The sequence below is a fragment of the Streptomyces sp. NPDC001480 genome (assembly GCF_042894725.1).
In the GTDB taxonomy this organism is placed as follows: domain Bacteria; phylum Actinomycetota; class Actinomycetes; order Streptomycetales; family Streptomycetaceae; genus Streptomyces.
The window spans coordinates 103,816-125,190 of record NZ_JBIAVX010000005.1 but is presented as its reverse complement, the minus strand read 5'-3'; the positions used below and the strand labels follow the sequence as shown (position 1 = coordinate 125,190).

Here is a 21,375-nt window from a genome sequence, read left to right as displayed (position 1 = left end):
CCCGAAGCGGCGAATGCGGCGGAAGTGCCCGCGGTGTCGGGGGAGTCCGCCGCGCCTGCGGCGCCGGGCGTGCCGTGGGCGGCCGAGGGGCCCGGTGTGCCGGGAGCGCCTGGCGTGCCGGAAGTGGTCGCGGTACCGGGGGAGGCGGCCGCGCTTGCGGCGCCGGGCGTGCCGTGGGCCCCGGAGGCGTCGGGTGTGCCGGAAGTGCCCGCGGTACCAGGGGAGTCGGCCGTGCGTGCGGCGCTGGGCGTGTCGTGGGCGGCCGTGGCGTCGGGTGCGACCGAGGGGCCGGGTGGCCCGGGCTGGGGCCCCCGTGGCGCCGGCGCGCCCGCAAGCAGGCGTAGCCACAGGCCCAGCACCCCCCGCAGCTCCGCCGGAGGCACCACCGCGTCCGCTGCTCCCGCTGTCACCTGGGCCTCGGCCGTGTAGGCGGTCGGGTCGGCGTCGGGTGGGCGGACGCGGGAGCCGGCGAAGCCGATCTGTGCGCCGGGCAGGGCGAGGATCACGTCGGCGCCGGCGCCGAGGGTGGCCCAGCCGCCGCCGGTGGTCGGGTCCCGCAGCACCGCGATCTGAGGCAGGCCCGCCTCGCGGGTGAGTACGGACTGGCGGGCCACGCGCTGGAGCTGGGTGAGGGCGAGCATGCCTTCCTGCATCCGGCTGCCGCCCGTGGCGACCAGCGGGACGACCGGGAGCCGGTGCTCACGGGCATGGGTGTACGCCGCCTCCAGCCGGTCGCCGGTGCCCTCGCCCAGCGAGCCGCCGAGGAAGCCGAACTCGAACGCGATCAGCACGGCCCGGGTGCCCTCGACGCTCGCGGTGCCGCAGACCACCGACTCCCGCTCGCCGGTGCGTTCGGCGGCGCGGGCGCGCGAGGCGTCGTAGCCCTGCCAGGAGAGGGGGCCATTCGGATCGGACTCCCGTACCGGGTAAGGGAGTTCGGTGAAGGTGCCCTCGTCGGTGACCAGGTCGAGCATCGCCCGTGCCGACAGGCGTTCAGGCATCGCCCAGCGCCCGCTTCATGATCTTCCCCATGTCGTTGCGGGGCAGGGCGTCCAGGTGGCGGACCACCCGGGGACGCTTGTGCGGAGCCAGGCGGCGGGCCACGTGGTCGGCCAGCTCCGCCGTGGACGGCGGCTGTCGCGGGTCCGCCGGGACGATCCACGCCACGATCCGCTCGCCCAGGTCAGGATCCGGTTCCCCGGTGACCGCCGCCTCGCGTACCCCCGGATGCTCCAGCAGGGCGTTCTCGATCTCACCCGCGCCGATCTTGTAACCGCCGCTCTTGATCAGGTCGGTGGCCTTGCGGCCGACGATCCGCACGTACCCGTCGGGCTCGCGCACCGCGACGTCTCCGGTGCGGAACCAGCCGTCGGCGGTGAAGGCGGCGGCGGTGGCGTCGGGCCGGTTCAGGTACTCGGTGAACAGGTTCGGGCCGCGCACCTGGATCTCGCCGACGGTCTCCCCGTCGTACGCCGCCACCTCCGTGCCGTCCTCGTCCACCAGCCGCAGCTCCACGCCCGGCAGCGGCACGCCGACCGTCCCGGCGCGCGGCTCGCCGTCGGCCCGCACGCTGGTGTTCATCAGGGTCTCGGTCATGCCGTACCGCTCGATCACCCGCCGCCCGGTCGCCGCCGCGATCCGCTCGTGGTCGTGCACCGGCAGCGCGGCCGAGCCCGACACCAGCAGCCGGGCCCGGCCGAGGGCCTTGGCCAGCTCCGGGTCGGCCGGGAGGGCCTCGGCGATGCGGTGGTACATCGTCGGCACCCCGAACAGCATGGTCGCGCCCTCGTTCAGCTCCCGGGTCACGCCCTCGGTGCCGAACCGGCCCAGGTGCCGTACCGAGCCGCCGCGCCTGAGCGGGCCCAGGATGCCCAGCACCAGCCCGTGCACATGGAACAGCGGCAGCCCGTGCACCAGCACGTCGTCCCCGGTCCACTGCCAGGCGTCGGCCAGCGCGTCCAGGGTCGTGGCGACCGCCCGGCGCGGGATGACCGCGCCCTTGGGCGGGCCGGTGGTGCCGGAGGTGTACACGATCAGCGCCGGGTCGCCCTCGGGCGTACGGTCCTCGGGGACGGTCCCGGCACCGTGCGCGTCGATGTCCACCCGCGCCAAGCCGGCGACGGCGGCCGGTAGTTCGGCGCCCGGTGCGGCCAGCACCAGCGCGGGCGCGCTGTCGGAGAGGATGTGCGCGAGCTCCTTCTCACCCGACTTCGGGTTCAGCGGCACCGCGGCCACCCCGGCGAGCAGCGCGCCCACCACCCCGACCGCCGTCTCCAGTTCCGGCGTCGCCCAGACCGCGACCCGGCGGCCCGCGTCCCGGACCCGCTCGGCCACGGCGCCCGCCGCGGCACCCAGTTCTCCGTACGTCAACGACCGGTCGCCGAACCGCAGGGCGACTCGCTCGCCCGAACCATCCGCCAGGGCCGGAAAGAGGGAGGACACGCGGGGCACTCCTTAAGCGTCGGGGGCACTCGGCACCAACACCCCCTTCCTACACCAGGCTCCTCGCGTCCTACACCAGGCTCCTCGCCGCCGCCTCGACCACGTCGGCCACCACGCAGCTGACGTTGTCCGGGCCGCCTGCGGCGTTCGCCGCGTCGACCAGGGCGTGCGCGGCGCGGTCGGGGTCCGGGCCCTCGGCCAGCAGGCGCCGGATGTCGTCGTCCGGTACGACACCGGACAGGCCGTCCGAGCACAGCAGATACCGGTCGCCGGGCCGGACGTCGTGCAGCCGGAGGTCCGGGACGGCCGGGGGCGCGGTGCCGGTCAGGGCCTTGGCGAGCAGGGCGCGCTGCGGGTGGCTGGCGGCCTCGTCCGGGGTGAGGCGGCCCTCGTCGATGAGGGACTGCACCACGCTGTGGTCGTGGGTGATGCGGAAGAGCTCCGCGTCCCGCAGCAGGTAGGCGCGGGAGTCGCCGATGTGTACGAGGGCCAGCTGGGAGCCCGTCCACAGCAGGGCGGTGAGGGTCGTACCGACGTCCTCGCCCGTACTTGGAGAGCCGTCCGCCGCCAGGTCCTGGACCGCCTGGCCCGCGCCCTGCACGGCGTCCTCCAGCAGGTTCAGCACCCCGCCCGCCGACAGGTCCGCGCCCTCCAGGAACTTCAGTGCCTCCACGGCCGCGCCGCTCGCCGGTCCGCCCGCCGGGCCGTAGCCGTCGGCCACCGCGAGCAGCCGCCGGCCCGCGTACACGGTGTCCTGGTTGGCGGGCCGGACGTGGCCGGTGTCCGTGTGGGCGCTGTAGCGCAGTTCGAGCATGGTTGTGTCCTTCCTCGGTTCCGTCGACAGGCCGGCCGACAGGTGGTCGACCAGGAACGCGGCGAGGTCCCGCCGTACCGCCGTCTCCGCCTCGACCCGCGCCCAGTACGCCCGGATCTCCCGCGCGGCCTCATCCGGCGGCAGGGCGCACACCTCACGGATCCCGGCCAGCGGCATTCCCAGCCGCCGCAGCCAGGCCACGAGCCGGGCCTGCTGGAGCTGCCCGGCCGCGTAGTAGCGGTAGCCGGTGCCGGGGTCGACCCGTGCGGGCCGCAGCAGGTCCAGCTCGTCGTACAGCCGCAGCGCCTTGGGCGACAGCCGGGACGCCCTGGCGAAGGCGCCGATCGTCAGCATCTCCATGTGCACCTCATCTCCATGTGCACCTCGTAGTTCTCCGGGCCTCCGGTTCCCGCCTCCGATGCTGGGGCTTCACCGAAGGGGAAGGTCAACGGCATGTCTCGGCCGCGGCGGAGATTGTTAGCCTGCGGGGCGACCGTCCCCCTCCGCGCCGAAGGAGCCCGCCGTGCCCCGCATCGCACTAGCCACCTACGCCCCCGGAGCGGAGCCGAGCAAGGACCGTGATCTCCCGGGACTGGTGCGGGCGCTGCGCGCGGCCGGGGCCGACGCGGTCGCCGTCCCCTGGGACGATCCCGACACGGACTGGAGCGGCTTCGACCTGGTGGTCATACGGTCGACCTGGGACTACAGCTGGCGGGCCGAGGAGTTCGTGGCCTGGGCCGAGCGGTGCGCGAAGGTGACCCGCGTGGCCAACCCGGTCCCCGTCGTGCGCTGGAACACCGACAAGCGCTACCTCGGCGACCTCGCGGCGGCGGGCGTGCCCGTGGTGCCCACCCGGTACCTCGCCCTCGGCGACGCGGTGACCGCGGACGGCCTCCCCGGCGACCACGACTTCGTGGTGAAGCCGACCTTCGGCGCGGGCGCCCGGTTCGCCGCCCGGTACACGCCCGCCGAACGGGACACGGCGCTGCGGCAGCTCGCCCGGATGCACGCGGAGGGGCTGACCGCGATGGTGCAGCCGTACCTGACCCACATCGACGTCAGCGGTGAGCGGGCGCTCCAGTTCTTCGGCGGCCGGCTGCTGCACGCCAGCCGCAAGCGGGCGGTGCTCGCGGCCGGCACGGCCTACGACGCGGACAAGGTGGCCCACCCCGACCTGGAGCCGTGGACCCCGACCCCGGCCGAACTCTCCGTCGCCGAGCGGGCGCTGGCCGCCGTACCGGACGCGCCGGAGCTGCTGTACGCGCGCGTGGACCTGGCCGACGGGGCGGACGGGAAGCCCCGGGTGATGGAGCTGGAACTGGTCGAGCCGAACCTGTTCCTGTTCCTGCACCCCGGGTCGCTGCCCCGCGTGACGGAGGCGATCCTGGCGGCGGCCGCCGGCGCCTGAGTCCTTCGCCCGGGGCGAGCCAGGTGGCGCGGGTCCCGGGCATGCGCGTCCATGGTGTCGAAAGGCAGGACGCGAAAGGCAGGACGTACGAGGAGTCGCCGTGAACAGGGTGTGGCTGGTGACCGGGGCGAACAGTGGCCTCGGGCGGGCGATCGCCGGGGCGGCGGCCGCCGCCGGTGACGTGGTGGTCGGCGCGGTGCGGCGCCCGGAGGCGATGGACGACCTGGTGGAGGCCCATCCGGGCCGGGTGGAGGCGCTGCGCCTTGACGTGACCGACGTGGCCGCCGCCGGGACGGCCGTACGGGAGGTGGTGGCGCGGCACGGGCGGATCGACGTACTGGTCAACAACGCGGGCCGCGCCCATGTCGGGGCCGTCGAGGAGACCACCGACCGGGAGCTGCGCGACCTGTTCGACCTGCACGTCTTCGGTCCGGCGGCCCTGGTGCGGGCGGTGCTGCCGTACATGCGGGAGCGGCGGTCGGGCGCGATCGTGCAGATGAGCAGCATGGGCGGCCAGACGTCCTTCGCGGGTGGCGGGGCCTACTGCGGGACCAAGTTCGCGCTGGAGGGCATGTCCGAGGCGCTCGCGGACGAGGTGCGGGAGTTCGGCATCAAGGTGCTGATCGTGGAGCCGGGGGTGTTCCGGACCTCGATCTTCGACCCCGGGCGGGTGGGGGCCAGCGCGGACAGCGGGGTGTACACCGCGGCGAGCGAGATCCGCGGCTTCTTCGCCGCCGCCGACGCCACCCGGCCCGGTGACCCGGCCAAGGCGGCGGCCGTCGTCCTGGCCGCGCTCGATGCCGAGCGCACCCCGCTGCGGCTGGCGCTCGGCGAGGACGCGGTGAGTGCCGTACTGGGTCACCTGGAGCAGGTCCGCGAGGATGTCACCGCCTGGGAGAAGCAGGCCAGGGCGACGGCGTTCGACGCCTGATCCGCGCCTGATCCGCTCCCGCTCAGCGGTCCTCGCCGACGACCGCCGTCCGCTGGAGCAGTCCCCAGGTGAACTCGGCGACGACCTCCCTGGGGACGCCCCGCGCGTCGGGGGCGGTGAAGGCCAGGCCCCAGCGGGTGGGGGCGGTGCCCTCCAGGGGGCGGGCGGGGGCGAAGGCGCGGGCGGCCTCGTCGACCGTGCAGGACCAGGGGGTGAGGTCCTCGACGGTCCGCAGGTCGGGGCCCTCGGCTCCGGGGGCGCGCACCAGCCACTCGTTCCAGACGGCGCCCTCGGACGAGACCAGCACCTCGAAGCGCAGGCCGGGCCAGAGGGGGAGCGGCCACTGCCAGACCCGGCACTCCAGGTCACCGATGGCGCGTTTGCCCTCGGACTCCGGGGGGCCGAGGACGGAGCGGTACCGCGAGGCCGCCGAGCGGGACCGCGGTGAGCGGACCATCGCCTGCCACCGTTTGTTGGCCTCCCGCATCTCGGCGACCGAGACGCCCAGCTCCCGGCGGGCGTCCTCCACCAGGTCCGGATTGTGGTCGGCCATGCGGCGCAGCAGCACCAGCTGGAAGTCGAGAGGCATGCGCCCCATGGTGCCGCGTAACCCGTTCCCGCCGGTCCCGCGATTCCCGCCCATTGCCCAGGCAACTGTCCATGACTAGCCTGTGTTCGTCATGCCGATCGTCTGTTGAAATCTCGAACGCAGACGCTGAAACCCAAGGGAGGGGGCCGGACATGGGACGCCTCGTACCTGCCGTGACCCGGGCTCTCGACATTCTCGAGCTCTTCCTCGACGGGGACGGGACGCTCTCCGCCCCCGACATCGTGCGCAAGCTCCAGCTGCCGCGCACCACCGTGCACGAGCTGGTCACCACACTCGCCGCCCGGCAGTACATCGTCCCCGTGACCGGCCAGCCCGGACGCTACCGGCTCGGCGTACGTCCGTACCAGCTCGGCAGCCGTTACGCCGAGCAGCTCGACCTCGCCGCCGAGGGCCAGCAGGTGGCCCGTTCGGTCGCCGAGACCTGCGACGAGACCGTCCACGTGGCGATCCTGGAGGACACCGACGTCATCTACATCGCCAAGGTCGACTCCACGCACGCGGTGCGCATGGTGTCGGCGGCCGGGCGCCGGCTGCCCGCCCACTGCACCTCGGTCGGCAAGATGCTGCTGGCATCGCTGCCCGAGCCGGAGCTGACCGCGCGGATCCCGGACGGCGCCGAGCTGGCCGGGATGACCCCCAACAGCATCACCGATCCGGGCGCCCTGCGCGAGGCACTCGCCGAGATCCGGCAGCGGGGGATCGCGGTGGAGAACCGCGAGTCCAACCCGGACGTGTCCTGCGTCGCCGCGCCGGTGCGCGACCGCACCGGGCAGGTGGTGGCCGCCCTGTCCATCTCCGTGCCCATGATCCGCTGGAGCGAGGACCGCCGGGACGAGCTGGAGCAGCTCGCGGCGAAGGGCGCGGCGGAGCTGTCGGAGCGGCTCGGACACCGGAGCGTGGCATGACGGCGTACGAGGTCGCGATACGGGCCGAGGCGGAGCTCGGCGAAGGACCGACCTGGGACGCGGCCACCGGCCGGCTGATCTGGATCGACATCCTCCAGTCCCGGCTGCACACCTACGACCCCTCGTCGGGCCGGCGCACGGTCCGTACGACGCCCCAGCACGTCGGCGCGGTCAAGCCCCGGGCGGGCGGCGGCCTGGTCCTCAACCTCCGGGACGGCGTGGGGCTGCTCGACCCCGACGGCGCCTTCCGCTGGTTGCACCACGAACCGGTCCCCGGGCGGCGCGCCAACGACGCGGCGGTCGCGCCCGACGGTTCCCTCTGGGCGGGGACCATGCGCTACGACGAGGCCACGGGCGGCGGCACGCTGGCCCGGGTCGCGGCGGACGGTGCCGTGACGACCGTGCTGCCGGACGTGACCGTCAGCAACGGCACGGGGTGGAGCCCGGACGGCGCCCTCATGTACTACATCGACACGCCCACGCGGCGGATCGACGTCTTCGACTTCGACGGGGAGCGGGTGTCCGGGCGGCGTCCGCTCGCTCAGATCGAGGAGGGCGCCGGTTTCCCCGACGGGCTCACGGTGGACGCCGACGGGTGCGTGTGGGTGGCGCTGTGGGACGGCGGGGCGGTACGGCGGTACACGCCGGACGGTGAGCTGGACCGGGTGATCACGGTGCCGGCTCCGCGTACGACCGCCTGCGCCTTCGGCGGGGCAGAGCTTTCCGACTTGTACATCACGACCGCCCGGACGGGGCTGGCGGCGCCGGATCCGTTGTCGGGGTCGGTGCTGGTGGTGCCGGGGGCGGGGAAGGGGCTGGCGCAGCCGGCGTTCGCGGGCTGACCGGGCCCGTCCCACCGCCGGGGACGCCGGCGGTGGGACGCGGTCACTCGTGTGCGGGCACGCTCGCGACAGGGGCCGTCGCCCGCACCCGGACCGCCTCCAGGGCGCCGGGGTGCCTCAGGGCCCGGGAGACGGCCCCGATCTCCTTGAGCAGGCTCGTCGTGTCGGGGAACTCGGCCGGCTCCGACGGTTCCGGGGTGCGGCCACGGGCCTCGACGGCGTCCAGGACGACCACCGCGGCGGCCAGTGCCCGGGCCCGGTCCGGCGGGTGGCCGAGGGCGAGCGCGGCCTCGTACGACCGCCTGCCCAGGCAGGTGTCGACGCGCCGGGCCAGCGGCAGCAGCGCGTCCCGGATGAACGTCTCCCGGCGGGTCAGCCGCAGCTCGGGCGTGGCACGCAGCAGGAACGGCACGCCCTCACCGCTCACGGTCCGCATCAGCTGGTACAGCGGCCGCAGTTCGTGGTGGGCGAGCCGGACCCGCCAGCGGTCGTGCAGGTACTGGCCGGCGTGCGGCAGGATGAAGCCGACCGCGATCAGGATGGCGGACAGCGCGGCCACCAGCGGGGCGAAGCTGGTGCTCAGCCAGTCCTGGTCGTGACCGGTCCAGCGGGCGGCGACGGCGATCAGCTTGGACCAGCCGAAGACCAGGTTCAGCACATAGCCGGCGCCGAGCGACTTCAGCCCCCAGCGCAGTCTGGCGTCGAGTCCGTCGGTGCGCGCCCAGTTCCAGATCAGCCGGGACGTGATCAGGCAGGCCACGGAGTGCGCGACGAGGTAGAGGACGATCTCCTCGCGCATGAACGGGGTGTTGGCGTAGTACGTGTCCAGGTCCCGCAGCCGCTCCACGGGCGCGTCGGCGAGCGCGAACAGCACCCACAGCGCGACGATCACCCCCGAGTAGACGGAGATGACCCAGCGCATCGCGCGCCGGGTCTCCGCCGAGCGGTCGGACAGCCCGTTGCGCCAGGCGATGATGAGCAGCAGGCAGGAGCCGCAGAACGCGGTGATCAGCGAGTAGCACCAGGGCGCCGAGACGTTGGCCACGCCCACCAGCCGGTTGACCCGGGCGATCGTCGACGGTGTGCAGAACACGAACACCGCGCAGGCGAGCAGCAGCAGCCCGCCGACCGCGCGCAGCAGCGGGTCCCGCCACAGCCGGATGATGGTGGGCAGTTTGATCACCAGGGCGGCGGTGAGCACGGCGGTGGGGATCCAGAAGGAGATGTACAGCTCCCCCAGGAGTGCGGAGGGGTCCAGCGAGGGCAGGGTCACCGGGCCGTTCCTCCGCGCCCGCGGTAGCCCAGGGTGCGCTGGACGGGGTTGAGCGGGGCGCCCGGGCCGTCGCCGGAGACGTACGGCCGGAACAGGGTCGCCAGCCGGTGCCCGAAGTCGTCGGCCTCGGCCTCGTCGGCCTGCCGGGAGCCGTTGCGGGCCGCGACCGTGAGGGCGAGGTCGCGCCAGCCGGGGCCGTCCGCGAGGGCACGGGCCGCCGCCGCCCCCACCCGGTGGTGGTGCCGGTGGCCGGCGTGCAGATGCCACAACTCATGGCCCAGGATGACCAGTTGCTGCACGGCTTCGGCCCGTTCCTCCACGATGACGAGGTCGAAGTCCTGGAACTCCACCCACAGGCCGGTGACTTCGATCTCGTCGGGGAAGCGTTCGAAGCGCAGCTCGACGGGGCGCCCGGCGCGCCGCGCGCTCATCTCCTCGCACAGGGCCCGGCACAACTCGCGTACGCCCGTAGGGGGGTTGGGGCGGTCGCGGACCGCGCGGGCGAGGTCGGCGGCGAGGCCACGCATCACCGAACCGGGCCGGAAGCGCCGGAGTGCGCCCGCGATGTCCATCGCTCCCCCTTCTCACCGCCGGACGGCGGCTTGTCCGAGATTACGCGTTCGGAAGTGTCCGCGTCATGGGCTCACGCGACCGTGGTTCAACCGGGAACGATCGAAAGTCAACGCCGCGAGTTCCTGTCGTACCCATTGACGCGGAAGCGCTTCGATTTTACGGTCCGTTCGAAGTTACGGGCGCTATTCGAGATACCGAACAGTGAGGGCGGGGAATGGGACAACCTGGCCTGAACCGCAGGCAACTTCTGGCCGCCGCGGGGGGCTTGGCGGTCGCGGGCAGCTTCGGCTTCGCGGCCCTCGGTACGGGAGCGGACGCCCTCGCAACCGGCTCCCGCACGCGGGTGCGGTACTGGAACCTCTTCAGCGGCGGCGACGGCTCCAACATGATCGCGATGCTGGACGCCTTCCGTAAGGCGAACCCGGACATCGCGGTGAAGGACTCGACCCTCCAGTGGGGCAACCCCTTCTACACCAAGCTCGCCATGGCAGCCGCCGGCAACCGCGCACCGGACCTCGGCGTCATGCACATCGGCCGGGTCGCCGGCTTCGCGCCGGGGCGCCTCCTGGACGCCTGGGACACCGGCCTGCTCGCCAAGTACGAGGCGGACTACAACCCCAGGCTGTGGCAGCGCGGCGTCATCGACGGCAAGCTCTACGCCCTCCCGCTCGACGTCCACGTCCAGCTCTGCTTCTACCGCAAGGACGTGCTGAAGAAGGCGGGCCTGCTCGGCGCCGACGACCGGATCGTGCCCATCACCTCGACCGACGACTGGTTCGGCGTGTTCGAGGAGGCCAAGAAGGCCACCAAGAAGGGCCTCCAGACCATCGGCCTGTGGATCAACGACCAGAACTTCCAGTGGTGGTTCTTCGTCGCCTTCTACACCCAGCTCGGCGGCACCTGGTTCGACGACGCCAGGACCGAGGTCACCTTCGACACCGACAAGGCCACCCAGGTCCTTGAGTTCCTGCGCCGGCACGTCACCGACGGGTACGCCGACCCGGCCATGGGCTCCGTCAACGCCGAACAGTTCCTCAACGGCGCCCCGTTCGCCTGGGAGGGCAACTGGTCGGTGCCGGTCTACTCCGGCGCGAAGCTCGACTACGGCGCGATCCCGCTGCCGCCCGTCTTCGGCACGCAGGCCACCCACGCCGAGTCGCACTCCTTCGTCCTGCCGCACCGGTCCGACCGCGGCGGCGCCACCAACGAGGCGGCCCACCAGCTCGCCGCCTACGTCGTCACACACGCCCGGCAGTGGGCGGCCGGCGGCCACATCCCCGCCTACCTGCCGACCCTGTCCACCCCCGCGTACCAGAAGCTGTACCCGCAGAACGAGTACGCGTCGGCCATGAACCACCAGGCCAACGAGCCCAAGGTGTGGTTCGCGGGCTCCACCGGCATCCTCGCCCAGCGCGTCGGCCCGATCGTCGTCTCCTCGACCGTGGGCTCCGCGCGGCCCGACGCGGCGGCCCGCCGGATGAAGAGCGAGCTGGCCACGCTGCTCGCTCGACGGCGGCGGCGACCTGCTCCTCGCCTCCCACGGCCGCTACGTCGGGCCCGGCGGCGAGTCCGTGTTCCGCACCCACGGCAAGGACTGGCTGGCGTACCACTACTACGACGCCGACGACGACGGCACGCCCAAGCTGGGCCTGAACAGGCTCGGCTGGACGCGTGACGGCTGGCCCACCCTCAAGTGACACCGTTTCCGAAAGGCCCCCATGAGCAACCGCACCGCCCGTTTCACCCTCGACCCGGCCTTCACCGTCGGCGAGGTCGACCCCCGTCTCTTCGGATCCTTCGTCGAACACCTCGGCCGCTGCGTCTACACCGGCATCCACGAGCCGGGCCACCCCTCGGCCGACGAGGCGGGCCTGCGCACCGACGTCCTCGACCTGGTCCGCGAACTCGGCGTCACCGCCATCCGCTACCCCGGCGGCAACTTCGTCTCCGGCTACAAGTGGGAGGACTCGGTGGGCCCGGTCGAGGACCGCCCCCGCCGCCTGGACCTGGCCTGGCACTCCACCGAGACCAACCGGTTCGGCCTCTCCGAGTACATCGCCTTCCTCAGGAAGATCGGCCCGCAGGCCGAGCCCATGATGGCCGTCAACCTCGGCACGCGCGGCGTCGCCGAGGCGCTGGAACTCCAGGAGTACGCCAACCACCCCGAGGGCACCGCCCTGTCCGACCTCCGCGCCGCCCACGGCGACAAGGACCCCTTCGGCATCCGGCTCTGGTGTCTCGGCAACGAGATGGACGGCCCCTGGCAGACCGGCCACAAGACCGCCGAGGAGTACGGCCGCGTCGCCGCCGAGACGGCCCGCGCCATGCGCCAGATCGACCCGAAGGTCGAACTCGTCGCCTGCGGCTCCTCCAGCCAGTCCATGCCGACGTTCGCAGAATGGGAGGCGACGGTCCTGGCGGAGACGTACGACCTCGTCGACTACATCTCCCTGCACGCCTACTACTGGCCCGAGAACGGCGACATCGACTCCTTCCTGGCCTCCGCCGTCGACATGGAGTCCTTCATCGAGAACGTCGTCGCGACCGCCGACCACGTGGGCGCGAAGCTCAAGTCGAAGAAGAGGATCAACCTCTCCTTCGACGAGTGGAACGTCTGGTACCTGCCCGAGTGGGAGGCGCACGCGAAGACGTTCGAGCAGCACGACTGGCCCGAGGCCCCGCGCCTGCTGGAGGACAACTACAGCGTCACGGACGCGGTCGTCTTCGGCTCGCTGCTCATCGCGCTGCTCCGGCACGCCGACCGCGTCACCGTCGCCTGCCTCGCCCAGCTGGTCAACGTCATCGCCCCGATCATGACCGAGCCGGGCGGCCCGGCCTGGCGGCAGACGACGTTCTTCCCGTTCGCGCAGGCCGCGAAGCACGGACGCGGGCAGGTCCTGGACGTCCGCGTGGACTCGCCGACGTACGGGACGAAGAAGTACGGCGAGGCGGACCTGCTGCACGCCACCGCCGTCCGCGCCGACGACGGCACGGTCACCGTCTTCGCCGTCAACCGCGACCGCACGCGGGCGCTGCCCCTGGAGGTCGCCCTGAACGGCCTGGACCTGACCTCGGTCGTCGAGCACAGCGTGCTCGCGGACGCCGACCCCGACGCCCGCAACACGCTCGACGCGCCCGAGCGGGTCGCCCCGCACCCGGCCGAGGGCACCACCCTGGAGGACGGCACCCTCGGCGCCGTGCTGGAGCCGCTGTCCTGGAACGTGATCCGGCTCGGATAACAGCTCCCTAGCGGCCGGGGGAGGCCACCGGTGTCACCGGTACTCCTCCGGCCGAGCTGCCCAGCAGGCTCAGCCGCACCTTCCCCGGGCCCGACAGCGAGGTGAACTCGGACAGGACGGCCAGGGCCAGGGTGTTGGTGCCCCGGGTGCGCAGGATGCCGTTCGGCAGGACGAAGGTGTGCTGCGGGCCCACGTTGTTGATGTACTGGCCCATGTTCCAGCCGTTGAGGAACAGCTGGGCGCGGTAGGCCCGGTACGGGTCGTCCTCCAGGACCAGCCCCACCGAGGCGTCGATGCCCGCGGGCACGGCCAGGTCGAACGTGGTCCGGTACCAGGTCACGCCCTGCCGCCGCTCGGCACGCGGGAACTTCACCGGCTCCCAGTCCCGGTCGGCGAAGCCGGGCAGGTGCCAGCCCTCCCGCTCCCCGTACAGCCCGCCGTTGTTCTGCGGTCCGCGCACCGGATCGGGCGCGGCCTCGCCCTGCAACCGCCAGCTCACCTTCGGGGCACCGCCCTCGAAGGTGACCGCGGTCAGACCGCGCGCCGCCTTGTGGGTGTCGAGCCCCTTGCCGTCCTGGTCGTGCTGCATGCGCCGCACCAGCACGGACAGCACGTGCCGGCCCGGCCCGCGCAGCTCCTCCCGAACGGGGAGGACGGCCGTGTCCGCCCAGCTGCCCTGCCGGGCGGTGTCCCTGGTCGGCACCGGCATGCGGTGCGTGCCCAGCGGTTCCCCGTCCAGCCAGGCCATCAGCAGGCCCTGCGTGCCGGTGCTGTAGGCGAGCGAGACCTCCTCGATGCCGGTGGCGTCGGTGAACGTACCCCGGTACCAGACGTCGCCGTAGTGGAAGCCGTAGTCGTCGGCGAACAGGACCGGCTGCCCCTTCGGCACCGGCGTGGTGCTGAACGACGTCGTCCGGTCGGCGGCCCGCCACTTCGAGTCGTCGAAGGACGGACCGGCCTCCGGGTTCTCCGTGCGCATCCGCCAGCCGCCCAGCTCGGGCAGCCGCACCCCGGCCACGCCGGGCAGCACCGTCGCGGCCACCAGGCTCCCGGACATCGCGACCCGGGTGGCCACCGGCCGCCCGTTCCACGTCACACTGTCGATCCCGCGCGGCCCCCACACCTCCAGGCCGGTCTCCTGGATGGTGTCGCCGGTGAGGTGGACGGTGGAGCCGCGCAGCTCGGCGTGGCGCAGCAGCGCCGGGCCGTAGACCAGCAGGGTGCCGGACGGGGTGTCGTACGGGAACAGCCGCACCGAGTACGCCTCGTCGGCGAAGAGCAGCAGCAGCGGTGTCTCGCTCTCGCCGCGCTCCACCAGCACCCGGGTCAGACCGCCCTGGCCGAGGGGCACGGTCACGTGCAGCTCGTCCTGGTCGTACGTCCAGGCCCCCTCGGCGTCCAGCCGGGTGACGTACGGCTCGCTCGGGCACTCGAGCACCAGGTGCGCCATCTCGCCGTGGCGGCCCGTGAACAGGGCGATGTCCTGCCGTCCGGCGGTCAGCGTCAGCATCGGCTGGGCGGTGCAGTACTTCAGCTTCCGGTGCCCGAGGGAGAGCCCCGTGGTCAGCATCCGGGCGTCCCGGGCCGGGACGGTGATCTTCAGCTCGCCCGCGGCGGTGGGCAGGGTGGAGGTGACCTCCTTGTCGCCGTCGTTGCGGGCCACGTACACATGGGCGCCGGTGTCCGGGTTGGTGAGGTGGTACACCTTCAGCCCGGCCGCCTTCACCTCCGTCGCCCGGTCCAGCTTGGCGAAGTCGGGCACGCGCTGGAGCATGTGCCCGATCTGGTGCATCGGCACGATCTTGCCGGTGACGTTGCGGGCCTCGTCGAGGGCGGCGCCGTAGTCGTACGACGTGTACACCACCGGCGCGGGCAGCCACCCCCACGAGGTGCCCCCGAAGGTCATGTACACGTTGTGCAGGGTGATGCCGTTGGCCAGGTTGGTCAGGTAGAAGCGCCGTTCGTACGCCGCGTCCCGGGTGCGCCGCGACTCCGCGTACCCCTTGCCGTCGAACCAGGCCCCGCCCCACGGGTCGAACCAGCCGCCCCCGAACTCGGGCATGAACCCGGGCGTACGTGGACTCGCGGTCGCCCCGCCCTTCGGCCCGCCCGGACCGAAGTGCCCCCAGTCCGGCGGCACCTGGGACGGCGACGGGTACCCGTCGAAGCCGTACAGCCACCGGCCCCTCTCACCACCGGTGCCGAACGAGCCGGGGACCCAGTAGCCGTTGCGGCCCTTGTCGTTGTGGAAGAGGGGTACGTCGATCCCGTCCGCCCGCACCTTCCGGTACAGGTGGGACATGTAGTTCCGGCCGGCCGGCTCGTCGACGTGGGCGTCGTACTCGTTCTCGATCTGGTACAGCAGGACCGTGCCGGTGCCCCGCGTGAACAGGTGCCGGCGCGCGATCCGGTTCACCGCGGTCAGCCACTGGTCGACGTGACCCAGATACGTCGGGTCGTCGGTGCGCGCGGTGCCCCCGGTCGCCGTCAGCCAGCCCGGGAAGCCGCCGCCGTCGATCTCGGCGTTGATGTACGGGCCCGGGCGCAGGATCACGTACAGCCCGGTCTCGGTGGCCGTGCGCAGGAACAGGTCCAGGTCGCGGACGCCCGTGAAGTCGTACTTCCCCGGGGCGGAGGAGTGGTAGTTCCACGCCACGTAGACGCTGACCGCGTTGTAGCCGTGCGCCCGCATCTTCTGGAGCACGTCACGCCACAGGGACGGGCTGGGCAGCCGGAAGGGGTGCATCTCGCCGGACCACAGCACCAGCCGGTGGCCGTCGACGACGAGCGAGTAGTGGTCGTGGTCGACGGTGTGCCGCCGCCCGTCCGCGCCGGGCGGCGCGGGCGCCGGGCCGGTCGGCACACTGCGCGCCGCGTACGCCGAGGGCGCCCCGGGGCCGCCACTGCCGCCCAGGGCGAAGCCGAGCGCGGCGGAGCCGGCGAGGGCACTGAAGGTACGTCTGCTGAGCGCCAAGGGATCCTCCCGGGCGATCTTACGGGGACCGGGTCCGGCCATTCTCCACGGCCCCACGCCCCACAATGGACGCATGAGGATCTCGGCACGGGCGGATTACGCGGTACGGGCGGCACTGGAGCTCGCCGTACGGCAGGGTGACGGCCCGGTGAAGGCGGAGGAGATCGCCGCCGTGCAGGACATTCCGCACAAGTTCCTGGAGGGCATCCTCGGGGATCTGCGGCGTGCCGGGATCGTCGAGAGCCGGCGTGGCGGGGGCGGCGGATACCGGCTGGCCCGCCAGGCCTCGGCCGTCACCGTGGCCGACCTCATCCGCGCGGTCGACGGCCCGATCGTGTCGGTCCGCGGCGAGCGGCCCACCGGCCTCGCCTACACCGGCACCGCCCAGCCGCTGCTGCCCCTGTGGATCGCGCTGCGCGCCAATGTGCGCCGCATCCTGGAGGGCGTCACGGTCGCCGACCTCGCGGCGGACGCACTGCCGGAACCGGTACGCAGGCTGGCGGAGGAACCGGCGGCCTGGGAGAACCCGTGACCGTGAAATCCCCGTTGTGAATGGCCTGAGTTGACCCTGTCCGGCTTCGGTGGCGCTTCCTACGATGCGAACGCCCTTTGGCCTTCACAGGTTTCACACAGTTTCTCCTGAGGCCCGGGGCGACCCACCCCCCACCCGAGAACAGGGAGAAACCATGGCTCGAGGCCTGCTCCTGAGCGCCGCGGTGGCCGCGCTGGTCACCAGCGCGGTACCCGCGCACGCGGAGTCCCCGGTGGTCACCGACCCGCCCCCGGACAAGATCGTCATCGACGTCGCCACGGTGAACGGCTCCGGCTGTCCCCAGGGCACGGCCGCCGTCGCCGTCTCCCCGGACAACACGGCTTTCACGGTGACCTACAGCGACTACCTCGCCCAGGCCGGCGGCAACTCCGACCCCACGGCGTTCCGGAAGAACTGCCAGCTCAACCTGATCGTCCACGTCCCGCAGGGCTTCACCTACGCCATCGCGAGCGCCGACTACCGCGGTTTCGCCTCGCTCCAGTCCGGCGCGAGCGGCACGCAGAGAGCCTCGTACTACTTCCAGGGCTCGTCCAACACCGCGTTCAAGAACCACCCGTTCAGCGGTCCGTACAACGACGACTGGCAGGCCACCGACAGCACCGACTGGGCGCAGCTGGTGTGGGCGCCGTGCGGGGTGCTGCGGAACTTCAACATCAACACCGAGCTCCGGGTCACCGCGGGGTCGTCCGGCAAGGTCAGCTTCATGACCATGGACTCCACGGACGGCGACATCAGCACGGTGTACCACATGGCGTGGAAGCAGTGCCCGAGTTCCTGAGCGCGTGAGGGCCGGGCGGCTCCGAGGGAGCCGCCCGGCCTCTTCGCGGGTCGGACGGGGCTCAGCCGCTGACGCCGAGCGTGAGCGTGCCGGTGTACCCGGAGGAGGTGGAGCTGCCCAGGGCGGTGAGGGTGAGGAGGCCGGACGAGGCGCCTCCGCCGTCGTAGATGCCGTCCTGGGAGAGGGTGGTGCGGGTGACCGTGTTGGTCGAGTACGGGGAGATCCTGGCGACCGCGGTCGTGATCGTCTCGTTGAAGAACAGCTGACCGGTGTGGAGGGTCTTGCCGCCGGTGAACGATCCGTCGGAGGTCAGGGTGACGCCCGTGTGCACCTTGACGTGGATGTGGATGCAGCGGCCGCGGTACCAGCCCGGGTAGATCGTCGTGAGGTTGGCGACGCCGCTGGGGTTCGTGAGGACGCCGCCGCGCAGGAACGTGCCGTCGTCCGACTCGCTGTGGCCGTTGCTGCCGACGTAGCCGGAGTACTCGCCGAGCGCGTCGGCGTGCCAGATCTCCACCAGGGCGTTGCTGACGGGGGTGCAGGCGGAGTTGACCACGGTCAGGGCGAGCTTGAGCGGGACGCCCGCCTTGCCTTCGGTGATGTCGGTGCGGACGAGCGCTCCGTCGAGGTAGTAGGGGCCTTCGGTCATCTCCTTCGTGAGGGTGCAGACGGCCGCGGCGGCGGCCGGAGCGGTGTCCGGCGTCCGCGTGGCGGCGGAGGCTGCCTCGGGGGCGGCAGCGGCACCTACGGCCAGGGCCGCTGCCGTCGTCCCGGTGGCGATCAACACGGTGCGGCGCCCGACCGAGCGGTCGTCGGAGCCTGCCTCTTGTGCGTGTGGGGTGTCTGTCATGGACACGGCACCGTAGAGAGGCGTGCTGTCCGTAGGCTGTCAGTTCGGCAAAGTGCCAGGACGTCAAGGCTCCGGTTGGCCAAGGGCGGCGGGAGTCGTTCGGATCAGGCCGGCAGCCCCGGCCGGGTCACCCCGTCTGTCCCATCCCGGCCGCGTTCGGCCAGCTCTGTGCGTTGGGCCAGCCGGTGGCCGGGGCCGGGGTCAGGCCGGCGGCGGGGGCCGGGGCGGTCATGCCGCGTACCTGGGCCGCGGTGAGACCGCCGCGGGCGGGGACGCCCGGCGGGGTGGGGCCGGTCGCCGCGGGGACGGGCACGGGCACGGGCGCGGGGGCAGGCACCGGTGCGGGCGCCGGCGCAGGCACCGGGGTGGGAACGGGGGCAGGGGCCGGGAACGGTGCGGGGGCGGGCACGGGCGCGACCGGCTGGGGTGCCTGCTGCGGCATCTGCTGGGGCATCTGCTGCGGCACCTGCTGCGGCACCTGCTGGGGGACCGTCTGCGGCACCTGTTGCGGCACCTGCTGCGGAACGGCCTGAGCTGCCGCCGGCATCGGCATCCCGGCGCCGACCGAGGGTGCGGCGGCGGGGAGCGGCATGCCGGTGCCGGCGGCCGGGGCGACTGGCAGCCCCGGGGTGGGACCGGCGGCGACGGCCTGCGCGGCAAGCCCCAGCATTCCGGCCCCGTTGGTCTCGCTGACCAGCCGGTCTACGGCCGCCGTACCCGAGCTGTAGTTGGTCCCTGTACCCAGCTCGGGTACGGCGGCTCCCCTCCTGGTCCCGTAGAGCACCGACTCCAGGCCGGATACCAGGCGACGCACGTCGACCTGGGGGCGCACCACGAGCCGCAGGAAGCGGCTGGACGAACCGATCTTGTTGCCGCACTCGCGGACCAGGATCCGGTGCTCGGAGAGCATCCGGTCCCGGACCACGGTGCCTTCGGCGCCGACGGGAAGGCGCACGAAGAGGAAGTTGCCCTGGGAGGGGTACACGGTCAGCCCGGGCAGCGCGGAGAGCTGGCTGGCCATGTCGAGGCGGTCACGCCGGACCTGCTGGAGGCTCTGCGCGTACTCGGCGCCGTGCTCCTTCAGCATGAACACCACGTGCTCGGCGAAGGAGTTGAGGTTCCACTTGGGCAGCATGGTGCGGACCTTGGTGGCGAGGGCGGGGTTCGCGACCAGGTAGCCGAAGCGGATGCCGTGCAGGCCGAAGTTCTTGCCGAGGCTGCGGAGCACGACCACGTTCGGCCGCAGCATCGCCTCCTGGACCACGCTCGGGTCGGCCTCCGCGTCGGCGAACTCCAGGAAGGACTCGTCGACGACCACGAGGTCGAGGTCGGCCATCGAGTCCATGAACTGCACCACCTGCTGCTTGCGCAGGTAGCCGCCGTCGGGGTTGTTGGGGTTGCAGATGACCGCGACCCGGGTGCCTCGGGCCCGGATGAACTCGGCGTACTGGGAGAGGTCGAGGGCGAAGCCGCTCGATTCCTGGAGCGGGAACATGTCCACCCGCTTGCCGGTCTCCATCGGCTGGTCGGTCCAGCGGCCGAAGGTGGGGACCGGGATGGCGAGGGACTCACGGACCAGCAGGTGGTCGATCCAGGTGATCAACTCGGTCGAGCCGTTGCCCATCGCGACGCAACTCGGCGGGAGCTGGAGCAGGTTGCACAGCTCGGCCGTGATGGTGTCGGCGCTGCTGGGGTAGTACGTGATGATGTCGCGCAACCGGCCCGCCATGGACTCGAACATGGCGGGAGTGGGGAAGTAGGGATTGCACGGGATGCAGAAGTCCACCGGGCCCGACCCGTCGCCCTCGCGCGTCAGCGCCGCCATCGAGGGGCTGTGCGCCGCCGTGTTGCGGAACAACGAGGTGACGTTGTCAGCCAAGGAAACCTCCGTTTAAGGGTGGCCCGTGCGGGGGAGCACGGGCCACCCTTGAGTACGGAGACCGGCGGGCCGCCGTTCAACGCGTGTGAAAGAAGTGTGACTTCACCTCACGCGCTGAAGGTGTGCACCGTCCTCGTCCGGTACGTCTGCCCGGGCCGGAGCACGGTCGACGGGAAGGACGGCTGGTTCGGCGAGTCCGGGAAGTGCTGCGTCTCCAGGCACAGGGCGTCGCCCTGGCGGTAGGTGTGGCCGCCGGTGCCGGTGAGGGTGCCGTCGAGGAAGTTGCCCGAGTAGAACTGGAGTCCGGGCTGGTCGGTGGCGATCTTCAGGGTGCGGCCGGAGTGCGGGTCGTGGAGCGTCGCGACGTGCTCGGGCTTCGCCGTGATGCCCTTGTCCAGGACCCAGTTGTGGTCGTAGCCCTTGGCCTGCACCTGCTGGACGTGGCCGGCCCGGATGTCCCGCCCGATCGGCTTGGTCTTGCGGAAGTCGAAGGGGGTGCCGGAGACCTTCGCCAGCTCGCCGGTGGGTATCAGGCCCGAGTCGGTGGGGGTGTAGCGGGAGGCGGCGATCGTGAGCTCGTGGTTCTCGATCGTGCCGCTGCCCTCGCCGGCCAGGTTCCAGTAGACGTGGCTGGTGAGGTTGACGACGGTGGCCTTGTCGGTGGTGGCCTCGTAGTCGATGAGCCAGTCGCCGTGCTTGGTGAGGGTGTAGGTCACCTTCGCCTTGAGGGTGCCCGGGTAGCCCATCTCGCCGTCGATGCTGGTGTAGTGCAGGTGCAGGCCGACGTCGGAGCCCTTGGTGAAGGGTTCGACGTCCCAGATGTGCTTGTCGAAGCCCTGGGTGCCGCCGTGCAGGCTGTTCACGCCGTCGTTGACGGACAGCTGGTAGGACTTGCCGTCCAGGGTGAACTGGCCCTTGCCGATGCGGTTGCCGTAGCGGCCGATGAGAGCACCGAAGTACGGGGTCTTCGCCACGTAGTCCTCGATGTTGTCGAAGCCCAGGGACACGTTGGCGTGCAGGCCGTGCCGGTCCGGGATCTCCAGGCACTGGACGACGCCGCCCCAGTTGAGGACCTTCAGCCGGGTCCCGCCGTTCTCCAGCGACCAGCGGTAGACCTTCGTGCCGTCGGCGAGCTTGCCGAAGAGCTCCTTCACCGGCTTCCTGCCTCCCGGGGCCGCCTCGGCCGTGCCCGCGCCGAGGGTGGTCGCCGCGATACCCGCGGCCGCGGCTCCTGCTATGACCGTGCGTCGGTTCAGTTCCATATGTGCGGCTCCTTCAAGAAGAAGGGCCCCGCCGTTTCCGGC

17 protein-coding genes and 1 pseudogene are annotated in these 21,375 nt (G+C 72.3%); 8 read left to right on the top strand and 10 right to left on the bottom strand.

The window, feature by feature from the left end; translation table 11 throughout:
- Positions 1-194: 194 nt before the first annotated feature.
- From ACFY01_RS13530 to ACFY01_RS13520, 3 genes and pseudogenes are all read right to left on the bottom strand, one after another.
- Positions 195-1,001 (bottom strand): annotated as a pseudogene (locus ACFY01_RS13530) (carboxyl transferase domain-containing protein); the annotation flags it as partial.
- Complete coding sequence (locus ACFY01_RS13525) at positions 994-2,442, bottom strand: acyl-CoA synthetase (protein WP_390735874.1); 1,449 nt, start codon at positions 2,440-2,442, stop codon at positions 994-996. The pseudogene ACFY01_RS13530 and the gene ACFY01_RS13525, both read right to left, overlap by 8 nt.
- 70 nt (positions 2,443-2,512) lie before the next feature.
- Positions 2,513-3,616, bottom strand: a complete 1,104-nt coding sequence (locus tag ACFY01_RS13520; protein ID WP_390735873.1) for a MerR family transcriptional regulator — start codon at positions 3,614-3,616, stop codon at positions 2,513-2,515.
- Positions 3,617-3,779: 163 nt separating this feature from the next.
- On the opposite strand from ACFY01_RS13520, the gene ACFY01_RS13515 reads away from it, so the two are divergent.
- Positions 3,780-4,664: a RimK family alpha-L-glutamate ligase gene (locus ACFY01_RS13515; RefSeq protein ID WP_390735872.1), complete on the top strand. Its 885-nt coding sequence runs from the start codon at positions 3,780-3,782 to the stop codon at positions 4,662-4,664.
- Positions 4,665-4,764: 100 nt separating this feature from the next.
- On the top strand, positions 4,765-5,595 hold the full coding sequence (locus tag ACFY01_RS13510) for an SDR family NAD(P)-dependent oxidoreductase (RefSeq protein WP_390735871.1): 831 nt from the start codon (positions 4,765-4,767) through the stop codon (positions 5,593-5,595).
- 22 nt (positions 5,596-5,617) lie between these two features.
- Here ACFY01_RS13510 and ACFY01_RS13505 read toward each other — a convergent pair whose 3' ends face one another.
- A complete protein-coding gene (locus ACFY01_RS13505) occupies positions 5,618-6,184 on the bottom strand; it encodes a hypothetical protein (RefSeq protein ID WP_390735870.1) in 567 nt (188 codons plus the stop codon).
- Positions 6,185-6,336: 152 nt separating this feature from the next.
- On the opposite strand from ACFY01_RS13505, the gene ACFY01_RS13500 reads away from it, so the two are divergent.
- Positions 6,337-7,110 carry an IclR family transcriptional regulator gene (locus ACFY01_RS13500; protein WP_390735869.1) on the top strand — a complete coding sequence of 258 codons (774 nt, stop codon included), beginning with the start codon at positions 6,337-6,339 and terminating at the stop codon, positions 7,108-7,110.
- Complete coding sequence (locus ACFY01_RS13495; RefSeq protein ID WP_390735868.1) at positions 7,107-7,952, top strand: SMP-30/gluconolactonase/LRE family protein; 846 nt, start codon at positions 7,107-7,109, stop codon at positions 7,950-7,952. Before ACFY01_RS13500 ends, ACFY01_RS13495 begins: the two co-directional genes overlap by 4 nt.
- A gap of 43 nt (positions 7,953-7,995) precedes the next feature.
- On the opposite strand, the gene ACFY01_RS13490 is transcribed toward ACFY01_RS13495, so the two are convergent.
- Together ACFY01_RS13490 and ACFY01_RS13485 are read right to left on the bottom strand one after the other, a co-directional pair.
- Positions 7,996-9,225, bottom strand: coding sequence for an MAB_1171c family putative transporter (locus tag ACFY01_RS13490; protein ID WP_390735867.1), 1,230 nt, complete (start codon positions 9,223-9,225; stop codon positions 7,996-7,998).
- Complete coding sequence (locus ACFY01_RS13485) at positions 9,222-9,797, bottom strand: toxin-antitoxin system, toxin component family protein (RefSeq protein WP_390735866.1); 576 nt, start codon at positions 9,795-9,797, stop codon at positions 9,222-9,224. Before ACFY01_RS13485 ends, ACFY01_RS13490 begins: the two co-directional genes overlap by 4 nt.
- A 215-nt stretch (positions 9,798-10,012) precedes the next feature.
- Between ACFY01_RS13485 and ACFY01_RS13480 the strand changes: the two genes are divergently transcribed.
- Complete coding sequence (locus ACFY01_RS13480; protein WP_390735865.1) at positions 10,013-11,473, top strand: extracellular solute-binding protein; 1,461 nt, start codon at positions 10,013-10,015, stop codon at positions 11,471-11,473.
- Between the two features lie 43 nt (positions 11,474-11,516).
- Positions 11,517-13,037, top strand: a complete 1,521-nt coding sequence (locus ACFY01_RS13475) for an alpha-N-arabinofuranosidase (RefSeq protein ID WP_390735864.1) — start codon at positions 11,517-11,519, stop codon at positions 13,035-13,037.
- Between the two features lie 7 nt (positions 13,038-13,044).
- Here ACFY01_RS13475 and ACFY01_RS13470 read toward each other — a convergent pair whose 3' ends face one another.
- Positions 13,045-16,011, bottom strand: a complete 2,967-nt coding sequence (locus tag ACFY01_RS13470) for a beta-galactosidase (RefSeq protein ID WP_390735863.1) — start codon at positions 16,009-16,011, stop codon at positions 13,045-13,047.
- A 73-nt stretch (positions 16,012-16,084) separates the two neighbouring features.
- Here ACFY01_RS13470 and ACFY01_RS13465 point away from each other — a divergent pair, with 73 nt between their 5' ends.
- Positions 16,085-16,543, top strand: coding sequence for an RrF2 family transcriptional regulator (locus tag ACFY01_RS13465; RefSeq protein WP_390735862.1), 459 nt, complete (start codon positions 16,085-16,087; stop codon positions 16,541-16,543).
- 154 nt (positions 16,544-16,697) lie between these two features.
- Positions 16,698-17,342, top strand: coding sequence for a DUF4360 domain-containing protein (locus ACFY01_RS13460; RefSeq protein WP_390735861.1), 645 nt, complete (start codon positions 16,698-16,700; stop codon positions 17,340-17,342).
- Positions 17,343-17,403: 61 nt separating this feature from the next.
- On the opposite strand, the gene ACFY01_RS13455 is transcribed toward ACFY01_RS13460, so the two are convergent.
- The 3 genes from ACFY01_RS13455 to ACFY01_RS13445 all read right to left on the bottom strand — a co-directional run bounded on the left by ACFY01_RS13455 (position 17,404) and on the right by ACFY01_RS13445 (position 21,333).
- Positions 17,404-18,192: an intradiol ring-cleavage dioxygenase gene (locus ACFY01_RS13455; protein ID WP_390735860.1), complete on the bottom strand. Its 789-nt coding sequence runs from the start codon at positions 18,190-18,192 to the stop codon at positions 17,404-17,406.
- A 127-nt stretch (positions 18,193-18,319) separates the two neighbouring features.
- Positions 18,320-20,071 carry a pyridoxal phosphate-dependent aminotransferase gene (locus tag ACFY01_RS13450; protein WP_390735859.1) on the bottom strand — a complete coding sequence of 584 codons (1,752 nt, stop codon included), beginning with the start codon at positions 20,069-20,071 and terminating at the stop codon, positions 18,320-18,322.
- A 107-nt stretch (positions 20,072-20,178) separates the two neighbouring features.
- Positions 20,179-21,333, bottom strand: coding sequence for an aldose epimerase family protein (locus ACFY01_RS13445; protein WP_390735858.1), 1,155 nt, complete (start codon positions 21,331-21,333; stop codon positions 20,179-20,181).
- Positions 21,334-21,375 lie beyond the last annotated feature (42 nt).